Annotated in this window: 1 rRNA gene; it reads left to right on the forward strand. The window is 52.4% G+C overall.

Annotated elements, in window-relative coordinates:
* Nucleotides 1–76: 76 nt before the first annotated feature.
* Nucleotides 77–1,574 (forward strand): 16S ribosomal RNA (locus IP91_RS25895); the annotation flags it as partial.

The following is a 1,574-nucleotide window of genomic DNA, read 5'->3' on the forward strand; positions in this document are numbered from 1 at the left end:
AACGCAATTTTCGAAAGAAAGTTTCGTCAGTTATTTGAATGAGCGACCAAGTCCGCAAGGACTTTAAACAGAGATTAAACTGAAGAGTTTGATCCTGGCTCAGATTGAACGCTGGCGGCATGCTTTACACATGCAAGTCGAACGGTAACAGGGAGCTTGCTCCGCTGACGAGTGGCGAACGGGTGAGTAATATATCGGAACGTACCCAAGAGTGGGGGATAACGTAGCGAAAGTTACGCTAATACCGCATACGATCTAAGGATGAAAGTGGGGGATCTTCGGACCTCATGCTCCTGGAGCGGCCGATATCTGATTAGCTAGTTGGTAGGGTAAAGGCCTACCAAGGCATCGATCAGTAGCTGGTCTGAGAGGACGACCAGCCACACTGGAACTGAGACACGGTCCAGACTCCTACGGGAGGCAGCAGTGGGGAATTTTGGACAATGGGGGCAACCCTGATCCAGCAATGCCGCGTGAGTGAAGAAGGCCTTCGGGTTGTAAAGCTCTTTTGTCAGGGAAGAAACGGGTGCGGCTAATATCTGCATCTAATGACGGTACCTGAAGAATAAGCACCGGCTAACTACGTGCCAGCAGCCGCGGTAATACGTAGGGTGCAAGCGTTAATCGGAATTACTGGGCGTAAAGCGTGCGCAGGCGGTTTTGTAAGTCTGTTGTGAAATCCCCGGGCTCAACCTGGGAATGGCAATGGAGACTGCAAGGCTAGAGTTTGGCAGAGGGGGGTAGAATTCCACGTGTAGCAGTGAAATGCGTAGAGATGTGGAGGAACACCGATGGCGAAGGCAGCCCCCTGGGTCAAGACTGACGCTCATGCACGAAAGCGTGGGGAGCAAACAGGATTAGATACCCTGGTAGTCCACGCCCTAAACGATGTCTACTAGTTGTTGGGTCTTAATTGACTTAGTAACGCAGCTAACGCGTGAAGTAGACCGCCTGGGGAGTACGGTCGCAAGATTAAAACTCAAAGGAATTGACGGGGACCCGCACAAGCGGTGGATGATGTGGATTAATTCGATGCAACGCGAAAAACCTTACCTACCCTTGACATGGAAGGAACCTCGGAGAGATCTGAGGGTGCTCGAAAGAGAACCTTCACACAGGTGCTGCATGGCTGTCGTCAGCTCGTGTCGTGAGATGTTGGGTTAAGTCCCGCAACGAGCGCAACCCTTGTCATTAGTTGCTACGAAAGAGCACTCTAATGAGACTGCCGGTGACAAACCGGAGGAAGGTGGGGATGACGTCAAGTCCTCATGGCCCTTATGGGTAGGGCTTCACACGTCATACAATGGTACATACAGAGGGCCGCCAACCCGCGAGGGGGAGCTAATCCCAGAAAGTGTATCGTAGTCCGGATCGTAGTCTGCAACTCGACTACGTGAAGTTGGAATCGCTAGTAATCGCGGATCAGCATGTCGCGGTGAATACGTTCCCGGGTCTTGTACACACCGCCCGTCACACCATGGGAGCGGGTTTTACCAGAAGTAGGTAGCTTAACCGCAAGGGGGGCGCTTACCACGGTAGGATTCGTGACTGGGGTGAAGTCGTAACAAGGTAGC

Source organism: Pseudoduganella lurida (genome assembly GCF_007830455.1).
In the GTDB taxonomy this organism is placed as follows: Bacteria; Pseudomonadota; Gammaproteobacteria; order Burkholderiales; family Burkholderiaceae_D; genus Rugamonas; species Rugamonas lurida.